The following is a 14136-nucleotide window of genomic DNA, read 5'->3' as shown; positions in this document are numbered from 1 at the left end:
TAACTATTCTAAGGAGGAATAAACAATGAATGCAAAAAGACAAACAATTTGGCTCGTATCGATGCTTAGCTTGATGGTGGTGCTTTCCGCGTATTATCTATTCACTGAGGACGTCAATAAGCTGGATCTAGCATCGTCAGATGCCATCACGCAATCGCAAGAAGTGAAGATTGATATGACACAAGTGGATCCAGTTACTGGTGCAAAAACGGATGTGAAAGCTACAACTGGAACAGGTACACAATCCGACACGAAAGCGACAACGCCGCAAACTTCTACAAAAACAGACGCTAAAGCGACGACGACGCAAGATAGCTCCAAAACTACGACAAAAGATGCAACTAAACCAACAACTTCTAAAACAGATGACCAAGTGTTGAAACAAGTAGAAGAACAAGCGAAAACGACATCTGCTAACGATTACTTCACAAATGAGCAAGTGAAACAAAATAATTACTTCAGCAAAGTTTCCACAGATCTGATGACGATCATTTTGGATACGAAGAAAACGCCTGAAGCGGTAGCAAAAGCAACAAACGATTTGTCAGCATTGTCAGATCTGCAAGATAAAATTGAAAATCTACAAGATCTTCTGATTCAAGATTTCCCACAAGCAGTTATTAATCAAGATGGAAACAAATGGAAAGTTACGGTTCAAGCCGATAAATTGGAGAAAAGCCAAGGTGTTTCCATTGTTGACATGGTTGTAAAAGAACTGGGAGCTATGCCAGAAAATATCAAGATCCAATACGTACGTCCGTAGGGATTCTAGTGAAGTTTTCGCTTCACAAATGGGTAGTGGAAAGGGTCCGGATAAACTGGACTCTTTCCATTTCGTGCGTTTATGGGTATAATACATACGTTGCGGCTATGAAAACGCATTTTTTAAGGTTCACCAACGTCTAAAGGAGTGACTTGAATGTTTAAATTGAGTGAAATCAAAGAGTTAATTAAACTCGTAGATCAATCCTCTTTACAAGAACTTGAAATTGAAAATGAAGGTGCACGCCTTTCTATTCGTAAACCGAATAAAGTGGAGCCTATGTATGTATCCGCTCCAGTTCAACACACATATGCACCGATTGGTCAACCTAACTACACAAATACAGCGCCTGCAGCAGCTGCTCTTGAAGTACCAGTAACTGCTAACGGACAAGCCAAGCAAGAGGATTCATCTTTACATAAGATCGTATCTCCGATGGTAGGGACATTCTATCAATCCGCTTCTCCAGGATCAGCGCCATTCGTAAGCGTTGGCTCTAAAGTAACTGACAAGAGTGTTGTTTGTATTGTGGAAGCTATGAAATTAATGAATGAAATAGAAGCTGAAGTAAAAGGCGAGATCGTTGAAATTCTCGTTGAGAACGGACAGCTAGTTGAGTACGGACAACCTTTATTTTTGGTTAGACCGGAATAGTTGCGTTTGCAAGCTTATGCTGACAGCGCAAGCTTTTCGCACGAAGAGCTCTTAGGAGGGCAAATCATGAAATTTAATAAAATTCTTATTGCGAACCGCGGAGAAATTGCAGTTCGTATTATCCGAGCATGCCGTGAACTTGGCATCTATACGGTTGCTGTGTACTCGGAAGCAGATCGAGAAGCACTACACGTTCGTTTGGCTGATGAGGCTTATTGCATTGGGCCAACAGCGTCCAAAGACAGCTATTTGAACTTCACTAACTTGATGAGCGTTGCAACGTTAACGGAATGCGATGCAATTCATCCTGGATATGGATTCCTCGCTGAAAATGCTGACTTCGCAGAAATTTGTGAGAGCTGCAATATCACTTTCATCGGTCCTTCACCAGACGCAATCTCCCGAATGGGTGATAAAGCGGTTGCTAAGCAAACGATGAAGGAAGCGAGAGTTCCAATTATCCCAGGTTCTGATGGCTTGGTTGAGGATATTGATGATGCTGTGGTTATTGCACGCGATATCGGGTATCCGATTATTATTAAAGCGACAGCAGGCGGTGGCGGTAAAGGAATCCGTATTGCAGAGAACGAGGAAACGCTTGTTCAACAAATTACGGCAGCTCAACAAGAAGCACAGAATGCCTTCGGTAATGCAGGGATCTACTTGGAGAAGTATTTAACTGGCATGAAGCATGTTGAGATTCAAATCCTTGCTGATAAACACGGCAATGTCGTTCACTTAGGTGAACGTGATTGCTCTGTACAGCGTCGTAGACAAAAGCTTGTTGAAGAAGCGCCTTGTCCGATTCTTACGGAGGAAACGCGTAAAGCTATGGGTCAGGCAGCCGTGCGTGCAGCGAAAGCCGTGAATTATTCCGGAGCAGGAACATTGGAATTCTTGTTAGGTCCAGATGGTAATTTTTACTTTATGGAAATGAATACACGAATCCAAGTTGAACACCCTGTTACCGAAATGATTACCGGGATCGATATTATTCAAGAAATGATTCGCGTTGCTGAAGGGAATCCGTTGTCTTTCAAACAAGAGGACGTACGAATCAATGGATGGGCAATCGAATGCCGCGTCAATGCCGAAGATCCGAATCGGAACTTCATGCCATCTCCAGGACAAGTGAAATTTTATTTGCCGCCAGGTGGATTCGGTGTTCGCGTGGATAGCGCGGTGTATCCTGGGTATTCGATCCCGCCACACTATGATTCCATGATCGCGAAACTTATCGTTTGGGGAAGTACACGTGAAGAAGCTATTAACCGTATGAAAAGGGCTCTCAATGAGTTCGCGGTGGACGGTGTAAACACGACGATTCCTTTTCATTTGAAGCTGCTTGAACACAAGAAATTTATCAAGGGTGACCACGATATTAAATTCTTAGAAGAACACGACGTGAATGATCCAGAATCGTAGACAAACATTTGTCATATTTTTACCGAAATGTTATACTAATAAATTAAGATGGCTTATCCCATTTATATTTTTAAGAGTATGATGCAAGTTTGCAACATCAACACAAGTTTAAGCTTTACAAGCCAGTTTGGCTGGCGCAAAACTTTTAGGAGGTGCCACAATGAGCACAATCGCTCCGGATTACGTCAAGACAGACATGGGCAGCATCCAGATTGCCCCCGAGGTTATCGAAATCATTGCCGGATTGGCAACGGTGGAAGTGCAAGGTGTAGCGGGGATGAGTGGCGGATTAGCTGGCGGCATTGCTGAATTACTTGGACGCAAGAATTTGTCCAAAGGCGTAAAGGTAGAGGTCGGACAACGTGAAGCTGCCATTGACGTCTCCATCATTATCGAGTATGGAAACCGTATTCCAGAAGTTGCAAGTGATATTCAGAACAATGTGAAGATGGCAATCGAATCAATGACAGGTTTAAATGTTGTTGAGGTTAACGTTCATATTCATGATGTTCACTTTAAGCAGGCGGATAAACCGATTGAAGAAGAACCAGCGGCTGCCCATCGTGTGAAATAGGCGGTAAAGCTGAGCCATATGGATCAATTGAAACCCCCTACAGGTTGCAGGGGGTTTCCTCTAACTTAGGAAGGGGACAAGCGTAGTGGGTAAAATTGTGGACAGGCTCTTGCTACTATTCTATAGCCTGATTATTTTCGTCGCATCGATCTTTGTATTGTTCACAGCATCTAGCTGGATCCCACTCGATCAAGCAAGTCAAACGCTTAGCCATTTCTATTACGAGAAGAGTTACGCTTATCCGGGCATTATCATTAGTTTGATTATGCTGCTGATTTCCGTGCGATTCCTGATCGTAACGCTTCGTCGCGGACGTTCCCAGGCGCCATCGATTGATCAACGTACCGATTTTGGGGATATTCGAATTTCCATCGAGACTGTTGAGAATCTTTCGCTGAAAGCAGCGGGTCGCACGAAAGGTGCCAAAGATCTGCGTGCGCGAGTTAGAGTGAATCAATCCGGGTTAGAAATAACTATTAGAACCATTGTAGATGGGGAAAGCTCGATTCCGGAACTGACTGAAGACATGCAAGGTACAGTGAAAAGTTACATAGAAGAAATTACCGGTATTCCTGTAGCTTCCGTAACCGTATTCGTAGCGAACATCGTGCAATCTGCCCCAACGTTTAAAAGCCGAGTCGAATAGAGGTGAATCCACATATGTGGAATGAACTATGGGAATTCCATAGGGGCAAAGTAATCGGAGTGACAGCGGGTATATTCTTCGGTTTTATTTATTTGTTTTTTGGTTTCTGGGATATGTTGATCTTTGGATTTATCGTTCTTGTTGGTTTTTATATTGGAAATAAGCTGGATCGCAAAGAAAGTTTCATCATGCTGGAAGACATTTGGCGCTATCTCACACAAAAATGGAGAATGTTTCGCTAAAATCCCTGGTTCAACCATGGATTTTTTTGTTTGGATTGGATCCAATTTGACGTATACTAGGAGAAAGAGTTTTTAGGAGAAGGTCGCTTTGCAAGAGCAAAGCGCTTAGGAGGAACAGAATGAAACGCAGAATTGCACGTGAAATTGCTATACAAAGCTTATACCAAATCCAAATGAATGAGGCTACTCCTCAGGAGGCTGTTCAAGTCGCGATTCATGAAGCTGAACATGATAATGAATCGCAGTTGGATTTCTCCGGAGATAAGATAGATCCAGTCTACATTATTGAACTTGTTGAAGGGACTTACAAGAACAAAGTAAGCATTGACGAGTTATTGGAGGAGTATTTGAAGGGGTGGGCGATGGACAGACTGTCTCGCATCGATCGGGAAATTCTGCGATTAGGTGCGTATGAGATGTTGTATCGCGACGATGTTCCACCGAAAGTTGTTGTTAATGAAGCCATTGATTTGGCCAAGCATTACGGCACTGAAGAATCGGGGAAATTCGTAAATGGCGTGTTGGGGAAAATGATTAAAGAAATAGACGAACTGAAAGAAAAAGTTCTGCGTACTCTTTGAGATCATCAAGGTAACTAACTTTCTACTTTTCATATAGGTATGGCTTAAATGGCTAAGGGGGAAATAACATGTCAGCACAAGTAATTAATGGGAAAGAACTCGTGAGCTCGATTCGTGAGGAAATCAGATCTGACGCAGCGGCACTTACAGCACAGGGAAACCAACCAGGTCTTGTTGTTGTTATTGTTGGTGATGATCCAGCTTCACAAGTATATGTAAGAAACAAAGCGAAAGCTTGCGATGATGTAGGCATCTATTCCGAAGTACACCGCCTACCTGAGCAGACGACACAAGAAGAATTAATTGCACTCATCCATGGTTTTAACAACAATAATCGAATTAACGGCATACTTGTTCAATCACCATTGCCAAAGCATATCAATGAAGAAGCAGTTGTTGATGAAATTGATCCAGCGAAAGATGTAGATTGTTTCCATCCGATAAATGTAGGAAACCTGATGATTGGTAAAGATGGCATGAAGCCTTGTACTCCGCACGGTGTTATTGAAATCCTTAAGCGAACTGGAGTTGAAATTGCAGGTAAGCATGCAGTAGTTGTAGGTAGAAGTAACATTGTTGGTAAACCGATGGCTATGTTGTTGTTGCGTGAGCATGCAACGGTAACTGTGGTTCATTCCCGCACGCCGAACATGGAAGAGATGACCAAACAAGCAGATATTCTTGTTGTAGCTGTAGGGAAAGCGCATTTGATCAAAGCGAATCACGTTAAACCAGGTGCAGTGGTAATTGATGTTGGGATGAATCGTCCTGCAGACGGCAAATTAACCGGTGATGTTGATTTTGAAGCCGTGAAAGAGATTGCAAGTTCCATAACACCTGTTCCAGGTTGTGTTGGCCCAATGACGATTACGATGCTGCTTCGCAATACAGTTGATGCGGCTAGCCGTGCAGCTAAAGCGAATGTGAGCGTATAGTCACCTTATGGCGAGAAATGAGACCAAGATTTTATCCGTTAAAGATTTAAACCGTTACATTAAGCTATTGCTGGAAGGAGATTCACGTCTCCAAGATGTGTGGGTGCGAGGCGAAATTTCGAATTTCACACATCACTCCAGCGGTCATATGTATTTTACATTGAAGGATGCGGATGGTCGGCTGAAAAGCATTATGTTTGCTTCGCATAATCAGAAGCTGGGATTTATCCCGAAAGAAGGCACGAAAGTCATTGCTCGCGGGAATATTTCAGTTTATGAGCGAGACGGCGCCTATCAGTTCTATGTGACGGCGATGCAGCCTGATGGCATCGGCAGCTTGTATTTGGCCTTCGAGCAACTGAAAAAGAAGCTCGAAGCTGAAGGGTTATTCTCGCCAGAGCGCAAGAAACCGATTCCTCGGTTTCCACGCGCCATTGGCGTGATCACATCCCCGACGGGGGCCGCCATTCGTGATGTCATCATCACGTTGCAGCGGCGCTTCCCGTCGATTCCGATCTTGCTGTACCCTGTCCTCGTACAGGGTACGCAGGCGGCGCCTTCGATCGTGAAGGCGATCGAAGCCATGAACCGGCTCGGTGAAGCCGACGTGCTCATCGTGGGCCGCGGCGGCGGCTCACTGGAAGAGCTGTGGGCCTTCAACGAGGAGATCGTTGCGCGGGCGATTAGCGCCTCCGCGATCCCCATCATCTCGGCCGTCGGCCACGAGACGGACTTCACGATCGCCGACTTCGTCGCCGATCTCCGAGCGCCGACGCCTACGGCGGCGGCAGAGCTCGCGGTGCCGCACCACCTCGAGCTGAAGCAGCAGCTATCGCAGCAGGCGCAGCGCCTGCATTACGGGCTGCTGCAGCAGCTGCGCCGCAAGCAGGAACGGCTCGAGCGCGCGAAGCGCTCGCCGTTCCTGACGAACCCCCGCAGGCAGCTGCTTATGCAGCCTGCGGAGCGACTCGACCGGCTTGCGGAGCAGCTCGGTTACCGCATGCGGCAGCGCCTCACGGAGCTGGCGCAGCGTCGATTGAGGCTGGAGCGTCGCTTGTCCAGCTTCAATCCGACTGAGCAGGCCGTGATGGCGAGACGACGTTTGGACACGTCCAAACGTCAGATGCTCACGGCTATGCAAACCCTCCTGCGCTCGAAGAAGCAGGAGTGGCAGTCCAGTGTCCGTCATCTGGACGCCCTTAGCCCGCTGAAAGTTATGCAGCGGGGGTACAGTCTTGCTTATGACGAACAAGAAAAGCAACTTGTGAGATCGATAACGCAAGTAAACATCGGTGATCGATTATCCATACGTCTTAAGGACGGTAAAATACAATGTCAAGTTTCGGGGATGGAGGCGAACATTGATGTCAACAAGTGAAACGGAAGTAAGTTTTGAAATGGCAATCGAGCAGCTAGAGCGTATCGTAAGTCAGTTGGAGAGCGGCGACGTTCCCTTAGAGAAAGCAATTGAACTGTATCAAGAAGGTGTAAGACTCTCCCATTTATGCGGCGTTAAGCTGGAGCAAGTGGAGAAGAAAATTGAGATGCTGGTTGAAGGGGAAGCTGGGGTAACAAGGAAGCCTTTCCAGCCTGTCTTGGAAGATAAGGGGAATTAGTTTGAATAACACGACGTCTACTATTCATACATACATCGCTTCCCATGCTGAATTGGTTGAAGCTGCATTGCGTCAATCATTGCCAACTGCCTGGGAGGTACCAGCTTCTTTACGTGAGTCTATGGACTACTCCTTGATGGCAGGCGGTAAACGACTGCGTCCTATTATGGTTCTAGCTGCTGCAGAGTCGCTTGGGGGCTCCCTTGAATCTGCTATGCCTGTTGCGCTAGCCATCGAATTGGTTCATACCTATTCCTTAGTCCATGATGATCTGCCAGCGATGGATAATGATGATTATCGGAGAGGCAAGTTAACGAATCACAAAGTTTATGGTGAGGCAATGGCTATTCTTGCTGGCGATGCGCTGCTTACGCACGCCTTCTTCTGCGTTACGCAATCACACAAAAGATTTGGTGTTCCTGCTGAACGCGTGCTAGCCATTACCGAAGAGCTTGCCGTGCTGGCAGGTGCTCGTGGCATGGTTGGCGGCCAAGCAGCGGATATGTTAGGAGAACAAGGTTTAACCAAGTTGGAAGAGCTTACTTATATTCATACACACAAAACGAGTGATCTTATTGTGTTCTCATTGCGTGCTGGCGGGCATATTGCTGGGGCATCTGAAACGCAATTGGAAGCGCTCAGTGAATTTGGACACGCACTTGGACTTGCTTTTCAAATTCAAGATGATATTTTGGATATTATCGGAGATGAAGCGAAACTAGGTAAGCCTGTGAAGAGCGATGAGAAGCAGCAGAAGGTGACATTCCCTTATTTTATCGGCATGGAAGCTTCTGAGCAGAAAGTGCAAGAGCTGACGAGTCAAGCGAAAGAGGCATTAATTCGATCCAACATACCGAACCCTGAACGGTTGCTGCAGATCGCAGATTACCTGATGAAACGGGATCATTAAACATAAATATACAAATTGTATGCCATACCGGAAGGTAGTTTTTCCACATTAGAAATACGTTTTCACTTCACGAAAACATCTTCTAATTGGCGATGAAACCTACCTATAAACGCGGTCGCTCATCATTGAGTTGCCTCGATAGAGGTTTAATCACACGAATTACCCAATAATATGATATAATGGTGAAATCTTAGTATTTTCACATTGAAAGTGAGGAAACAAGCGTGCTGCTCGAACAAATCAATCGGCCTGCAGATTTGAAGCGGTTATCCTTGACGGAGCTCGAAGAATTGGCAGGAGAAATCCGTCAATTTCTTATTGAGAAGCTTTCCGTTACTGGTGGACATCTAGCCCCGAACTTAGGCGTGGTTGAACTCACGATAGCTTTACACACCATGTTTCACAGCCCGTATGATAAACTGATTTTTGATGTGGGTCACCAGGCGTATGTACACAAAATTTTGACTGGACGTAAAGACAAGTTCGATACATTACGCAAGTACAAAGGGCTCTGCGGGTTTATTAAGCGTTCCGAGAGCGAGCATGATGTCTGGGAAGCAGGACATAGTAGTACTTCCCTGTCAGCTGCCATGGGTATGGCAATGGCGCGTGATCTCAAGGGCGAGCATAATAAGGTTGTTGCTATCATTGGTGATGGTGCGCTTACAGGCGGCATGGCATTAGAAGCCATGAATCATATTGGTCACGAGAAGAAGAATATTACGGTCATTCTGAATGACAATGAAATGTCGATTGCGCCCAACGTAGGGGCTCTTCATAATTATTTAAGCAAAATTCGTTCGGACCGTCATTATTTGAAAGCTAAAGAGGAAGTCGAATATTTACTGAAGAAAATTCCTGCCATCGGTGGAACGCTGGCCAAAACAGCGGAGAAGCTGAAGGATAGTCTTAAATATTTTGTTTTGAATGGCGTATGGTTTGAAGAACTAGGCTTTACTTATATTGGTCCTGTGGATGGACATAACTTACAAGTGTTGATGGATACGTTGAAACAGGCTGAGAAGGTTGCTGGCCCTGTGCTGATTCATGTCGTTACGACCAAGGGGAAAGGTTACAAACCCGCGGAGAACGATTCCCATACTTGGCATGGCTTAGGGCCCTACAAAATGGAGTCAGGTCAAGTTCTTAAGTCTTCTGGACCGCCCATGTATACACAAGTTTTCGGAGATACGTTAATTGAGCTTGGTGAGAAGGACTCTCGTGTGGTTGCCGTTACGCCTGCAATGCCAGGTGGATCTGGATTATTGAAATTTGCGAAGCAATTTCCGAGTCGAATGATTGATGTTGGTATTGCGGAGCAGCATGCGGCTACATTATGTGCAGGACTCGCGAGTGAAGGTTTGAAGCCAGTATTCGCCGTATATTCAACGTTCTTGCAGCGTGCGTATGATCAAGTAGTTCACGATATTTGTCGTCCTAAATTAAATGTAACCTTCGCAATCGATCGTTCTGGCTTCGTTGGTCCGGATGGCGAAACACATCAAGGGGTTTATGATATTTCATTTTTGCGAACAATTCCTAACATGGTCTTAATGATGCCAAAGGATGAGAAGGAATTGCGTGATATGATGCAAACGGCTCTTGAATATAATGATGGTCCGATTGCGTATCGTTATCCGCGTATTAATGGCACTGGTGCTCCTATTGATGAGGCTCCAAAGGCAATTCCACTCGGTACTTGGGAAACTGTACGTGAGGGTGATTATGCTGCAGTTCTTGCTGTTGGACCGATGGTTCAAGTTGCAGAGGAAGCAGCCGCTCAGCTGGCTCAAGAAGGTATTGAACTTCGTGTTGTGAACGCGAGATTTATTAAACCGTTGGATGAAGCTTATTTGCTGCAACTAGCGAAGGAATCGATGCCAGTGATCACGATGGAAGAAGGTTCAATCCAAGGTGGTTACGGAAGCGCGGTATTGGAATTCTACGCAGAGAAGCGGATTGTTGGTTTGCAGGTTGAATTGATGGGGATTCAAGACTACTTCGTAGAGCATGGCAGTGTGCCTGAACAACGCGAAGAGGTTGGGTTAACTGCCCACCACTTGATTACCGAAGTGAAGAAGCTAGTACCTCGTAAGGTCCTACGAGCGAAGGTCTAGTAACCGATTTTGAATAGGAGCAACACATTATATATGTCCTCGGATAAAGAAAGATTAGACTTATTGCTACTTGAGCAAGGATATTTTGAAAGCAGAGAAAAGGCAAAGGCCGCCATTATGGCAGGCCTTGTTTTTGCGGATGAAGAGCCAGCTGATAAAGCCGGAATGAAGATCAGTCGGAAAGCCGTACTGAAAGTAAAAGGCGCACTGCATCCTTACGTGAGTCGTGGCGGATTAAAGCTGGAGAAGGCGTTAAAGCATTTCGAAATCGACTTACACGATGCAGTTATGCTGGACATTGGGGCTTCCACGGGCGGCTTCACAGATTGTGCGCTGCAAAATGGTGCGGCCTCCGTGTATGCTGTCGATGTTGGCTACAATCAATTGGATTGGTCGCTGCGCAATGATGAGCGTGTACACGTCATGGAGCGAACGAATTTCCGTTACACGAAATTGGAGGATTTGAACGGTCCGAGGCCTACCTTTGCCAGTATTGACGTTTCGTTCATTTCACTTCGTATTATCCTGCCACCACTTAAGGAAATCCTAGGGGATCAGGGACATGTTGTTGCTTTGATTAAACCGCAATTCGAAGCAGGTCGAGAGAAAGTTGGCAAGTCGGGAGTTGTGCGAGACACGGATGTGCACATTGACGTGTTGACAACGGTTCTTTCATTTGCTGAGGAGCTCGGATTTCGCTTGAGGGGACTCACTTACTCGCCAATAACCGGTGGTGAAGGGAACATTGAATTCCTTGCGTACTGGTCGAGCAACGAGACGGAAGCGTCGCTTGCAGCACCATCTTCGATCAAAGCTCTCATTGCCGAGACTGTTAAAGAGTCTCAGAAATTACACGGAAAATAAACTCATCTTTGAGAACGCCTTTTGCGGCCCTGAGATGGGTTTTTTCACTTAACAGAAAGGATTCTCCTGTCGGATTCGCGAATACTATGGCGAGGTGAAGGACATGGAACAAGGCGATGTAAGAGTCATTTTGTTAATCCTGATCGTTGTTGTTTGTCTAGTCATTTGGCGATTTCAAAAGTGGCTGGGAGGTTCAACTCAAGGAAGAGGTCGAATTCCAAGGCAGGTAAATATTCCTCAGGACGATGTTGTTGATCTGCTTGAAGCTGCTGGTTTTGATGTGCTTGCTGGCAAGACCAAAATTCCAATTACCATGACAATTGGCGAGAGAGATCAGCTGGAAAGCCGCTTATTTATCGATTATTTTGTGCAAAAGGAAGATCATGTTTATCTTGTGAAAGTGGCGAAAGAACGTAAACCACTGGAGATGACAGGGAGCGCTGTGCGTGATATGCTGCTGCCCTACACCCTCATTTATCCTGAGGCACAGGGTATCCTTTACGTTGATATGACCGTTAGCAAAATCAAAAAAATCACTTTTCACATAGAGGTGTAAGGATGAAGGGTCAAAGGCATGTAAAAATTAGAGAAATTATTACAAACCATGAGATTGAAACACAGGATGAATTAGTTGAAGCGCTGCGCGCGGCAGGATTTCATGTAACTCAGGCAACAGTTTCGAGGGACATCAAGGAACTCCATCTCATTAAAGTTCCGCTGGATGATGGCAGATATAAGTATTCCATGCCGGCAGATCAGCGCTTTAATCCCATGCAGCGGCTTCGTCGGGCGTTAAGTGACCATTTTGTCAGCATTGATTATACGGATAATTTGGTTGTTATGAAATGCTTGCCAGGCACCGCGAATACGATTTGCGCTTTAATAGATAATTTGGAGTGGAATGGCGTCATGGGAACCATCTGTGGAGATGATACGATTCTTGTCATTTGCCGCGGGAAAGAGAATAGCGTAACTTTTGTAAATGAAGTCATGTCCTTATTATCATAAAATCAGGAGGCGTTCATGCTTACAGAGCTTTCAATTCGTAATTTAGCTGTCATTGAACATGTACATATTCGGTTTAAAGCAGGTTTTCACGTCCTTACAGGGGAAACTGGCGCTGGGAAATCGATCATCATAGATGCGTTAACACTGATTGTCGGTGGTAGAGGTTCTTCGGAATTAGTACGTTATGGTGCTGATAAAGCAGAGATTGAAGCCATGTTTGACTTACCTGCTTCTCATCCAGTTTGGCATACGCTTACAGAGTTGGGGATTGAATCTGATGCTTCCGAGCACCTCATTATTCGACGTGAAATTACGGCGACAGGCAAAAGTTCGAGTCGGATTAATGGTCAGCTTGTGAATATGACGATGTTGCGCAAGACGGGAGAATGGCTCGTTAATATTCATGGTCAACATGAGCATCAATCACTGCTTCATGTGGACGAGCATATTCATTCCCTGGATTTATTCGGGGATGCTGAGATTGAGTCGGCGAAGATGACGTATCAAGCTAGCTATGATCAGTATATGAAGCTCCAAAAAGAGCTGAACGATCTTCAAGAAACGAGCAAGCAAGCGCTTCAAATGTTAGACCTTTATCGGTTCCAAATTGAAGAGATATCATCAGCCAAGCTGAAATTAGGCGAAGATGAGACCTTAGCTGAGGAGAAGCGCAAGTTAGCTAATGCGGAGAAGCTTTATCAAAGCTCATCCGAAGCTTATGATTTTCTCTATGCCACAAACCGAGGACTCGATGCTGCTGGTAAAGCAGTATCACGTCTTCAGGATATTGTGCAGCTAGATCCGACGAATTTGGGCCCGATTCTTGAACAGGCGCAATCAGCCTTTTACCAGTTGGAAGATGCAGCTTATCAAATCAGAGACTATCGCGACAGCATTGAATTCAATTCATCTCGTTTAGATTTTATTGAACAAAGATTAGATACCATCACGTCTCTCCGCCGAAAATATGGGGAGAATATTAAAGAGATTCTAAGCTATTTAGAGAAGATCAAAAATGAAGTTGATACGATTGAAAATAAAGATGAAATTATTCGTAAATTAGAAGAAAAGCTTCTACTTGCTGAGAAGCAAGTTGGTGTGCATGCGCTAGACCTATCTAATCTGCGTAAAGGTATAGCAAGTGATCTCTCTGCCCAAATTGAACATGAGTTGCGTGATCTTCAAATGGAACGGACACAGTTCCGAGTTCAGATTGCTCATATAATCGATGACCGCGGCGTAGAGGTGGATGGAAATAAGGTGCGCTTTAACAGACAAGGCATTGATCAAGTTGAGTTTCTCATGGCACCTAACCCAGGAGAACCACTGCGTGGATTAAGTAAAATTGCCTCAGGTGGAGAGCTCTCCCGTATTATGCTCGCAATGAAAGCTATTTTTGCACGGATTGACCAAATTCCAGTGCTCGTATTCGATGAAGTTGATACGGGGGTTAGCGGACGAGCTGCACAAGCGATAGCTGAGAAAATGTCTGTTCTTTCGCAAAGCTGTCAAGTCTTCTCCATTACTCATTTGCCTCAGGTTGCAAGTTTCGCAGATGTTCATTTCTATATACGGAAAGAAGTGGATCAAGAGCGGACGTTCACGCGTGTTCAAGATATGCCAGATGCTGGCCGAATTGAAGAGCTGGCGAGGATGCTTGGCGGTGTAGAAGTGACAGAAACAACGCTTCATCATGCTGGAGAAATGCTTACCATGGCAAAAAATAAGAAAGCAAGGGTATGAAAGTATAGATAGTCATCATTTACAGTTATAAAAGAAGGGGACTGGGGTTAACTTATAG

At 45.1% G+C, this 14136-nt stretch carries 16 protein-coding genes; all 16 read left to right on the top strand.

Features of this window, described 5'->3' with window-relative positions; translation table 11 throughout:
- Positions 1 to 25 precede the first annotated feature (25 nt).
- The 16 genes from ACSQ8P_RS22490 to recN all read left to right on the top strand — a co-directional run bounded on the left by ACSQ8P_RS22490 (position 26) and on the right by recN (position 14078).
- A complete protein-coding gene (locus tag ACSQ8P_RS22490; RefSeq protein ID WP_436237211.1) occupies positions 26 to 763 on the top strand; it encodes a SpoIIIAH-like family protein in 738 nt (245 codons plus the stop codon).
- A gap of 156 nt (positions 764 to 919) precedes the next feature.
- Positions 920 to 1417: an acetyl-CoA carboxylase biotin carboxyl carrier protein gene (gene accB / locus ACSQ8P_RS22485; RefSeq protein WP_436237210.1), complete on the top strand. Its 498-nt coding sequence runs from the start codon at positions 920 to 922 to the stop codon at positions 1415 to 1417.
- A gap of 66 nt (positions 1418 to 1483) precedes the next feature.
- A complete protein-coding gene (accC, locus tag ACSQ8P_RS22480) occupies positions 1484 to 2842 on the top strand; it encodes an acetyl-CoA carboxylase biotin carboxylase subunit (RefSeq protein WP_436237209.1) in 1359 nt (452 codons plus the stop codon).
- A 160-nt stretch (positions 2843 to 3002) separates the two neighbouring features.
- The gene (locus ACSQ8P_RS22475; RefSeq protein WP_436237208.1) at positions 3003 to 3416 is read left to right on the top strand and encodes an Asp23/Gls24 family envelope stress response protein; all 414 of its coding nucleotides are present in this window, start codon (positions 3003 to 3005) and stop codon (positions 3414 to 3416) included.
- Positions 3417 to 3501: 85 nt separating this feature from the next.
- A complete protein-coding gene (amaP, locus tag ACSQ8P_RS22470; protein ID WP_436237207.1) occupies positions 3502 to 4062 on the top strand; it encodes an alkaline shock response membrane anchor protein AmaP in 561 nt (186 codons plus the stop codon).
- 14 nt (positions 4063 to 4076) lie between these two features.
- A complete protein-coding gene (locus ACSQ8P_RS22465) occupies positions 4077 to 4304 on the top strand; it encodes a DUF2273 domain-containing protein (RefSeq protein WP_436237206.1) in 228 nt (75 codons plus the stop codon).
- A 119-nt stretch (positions 4305 to 4423) separates the two neighbouring features.
- Entirely contained in the window at positions 4424 to 4885 is a 462-nt protein-coding gene (gene nusB / locus ACSQ8P_RS22460; RefSeq protein ID WP_436237205.1) for a transcription antitermination factor NusB, read from the top strand.
- Positions 4886 to 4953: 68 nt separating this feature from the next.
- Complete coding sequence (folD, locus tag ACSQ8P_RS22455) at positions 4954 to 5820, top strand: bifunctional methylenetetrahydrofolate dehydrogenase/methenyltetrahydrofolate cyclohydrolase FolD (protein WP_436237204.1); 867 nt, start codon at positions 4954 to 4956, stop codon at positions 5818 to 5820.
- A gap of 7 nt (positions 5821 to 5827) precedes the next feature.
- Entirely contained in the window at positions 5828 to 7198 is a 1371-nt protein-coding gene (gene xseA, locus ACSQ8P_RS22450; protein ID WP_436237203.1) for an exodeoxyribonuclease VII large subunit, read from the top strand.
- On the top strand, positions 7185 to 7436 hold the full coding sequence (xseB, locus tag ACSQ8P_RS22445; RefSeq protein WP_436237202.1) for an exodeoxyribonuclease VII small subunit: 252 nt from the start codon (positions 7185 to 7187) through the stop codon (positions 7434 to 7436). The genes xseA and xseB overlap by 14 nt, the downstream gene beginning before the upstream one ends.
- A 1-nt stretch (position 7437) precedes the next feature.
- Entirely contained in the window at positions 7438 to 8346 is a 909-nt protein-coding gene (locus ACSQ8P_RS22440; protein ID WP_436237201.1) for a polyprenyl synthetase family protein, read from the top strand.
- Positions 8347 to 8570: 224 nt separating this feature from the next.
- Positions 8571 to 10463, top strand: a complete 1893-nt coding sequence (dxs, locus tag ACSQ8P_RS22435; RefSeq protein ID WP_436237200.1) for a 1-deoxy-D-xylulose-5-phosphate synthase — start codon at positions 8571 to 8573, stop codon at positions 10461 to 10463.
- A 33-nt stretch (positions 10464 to 10496) separates the two neighbouring features.
- Positions 10497 to 11327 carry a TlyA family RNA methyltransferase gene (locus ACSQ8P_RS22430; protein ID WP_436237199.1) on the top strand — a complete coding sequence of 277 codons (831 nt, stop codon included), beginning with the start codon at positions 10497 to 10499 and terminating at the stop codon, positions 11325 to 11327.
- A 103-nt stretch (positions 11328 to 11430) separates the two neighbouring features.
- Entirely contained in the window at positions 11431 to 11883 is a 453-nt protein-coding gene (locus ACSQ8P_RS22425; protein ID WP_436237198.1) for a hypothetical protein, read from the top strand.
- A gap of 2 nt (positions 11884 to 11885) precedes the next feature.
- Positions 11886 to 12335 (top strand): transcriptional regulator AhrC/ArgR, encoded by a 450-nt coding sequence (ahrC, locus tag ACSQ8P_RS22420; protein WP_056614653.1) that lies wholly within the window; start codon positions 11886 to 11888, stop codon positions 12333 to 12335.
- 15 nt (positions 12336 to 12350) lie between these two features.
- Complete coding sequence (gene recN, locus ACSQ8P_RS22415; protein WP_436237197.1) at positions 12351 to 14078, top strand: DNA repair protein RecN; 1728 nt, start codon at positions 12351 to 12353, stop codon at positions 14076 to 14078.
- The last annotated feature ends 58 nt before the right edge of the window (positions 14079 to 14136 follow it).

The organism is Paenibacillus sp. LjRoot153 (assembly GCF_964253085.1).
Taxonomy (GTDB): domain Bacteria; phylum Bacillota; class Bacilli; order Paenibacillales; family NBRC-103111; genus Paenibacillus_E.
Note: the sequence above shows the minus strand (reverse complement) of the source record. Positions and strands in the feature narration are given on the sequence as shown.